Origin of the sequence: Actinomyces urogenitalis DSM 15434 (assembly GCF_000159035.1) — a bacterium.
Taxonomy (GTDB): Bacteria; Actinomycetota; Actinomycetes; order Actinomycetales; family Actinomycetaceae; genus Actinomyces; species Actinomyces urogenitalis.
This window is the reverse complement of the sequence record NZ_DS999631.1, coordinates 1-240: the sequence shown is the minus strand read 5'-3', so window position 1 is coordinate 240 and position 240 is coordinate 1. Positions and strand designations below refer to the sequence as shown.

General features: G+C 53.8%; 1 protein-coding gene. It reads right to left on the bottom strand.

Annotation, left to right across the window (positions count from 1 at the left end):
* On the bottom strand, positions 1-240 hold a 240-nt coding region (locus tag HMPREF0058_RS11555; protein WP_040319986.1), incomplete at both ends, for a hypothetical protein.

Below are 240 nucleotides of genomic sequence, written 5' to 3'. Positions count from 1 at the left end.
TTCGTTTTCGCCATCCACTCGCCGAAGGTGTTAACCAGGGAAGCGGGTGGGTAAGCAACCGCAGTTTTGATGTCAGCGGCGTATTCGGTCAGCATCACGAAATCGACGTTAACCACTTTCTTACGCGCGAAGCCATCGAAATCAGCGTTCACGAAAGCACGAGTGATTTCACGCGCGCGGTCAGCACGGAAGTTCATGAAAATCAGTGCATCGCCGTCTTCCATTGCCGCGTCTGGCTGA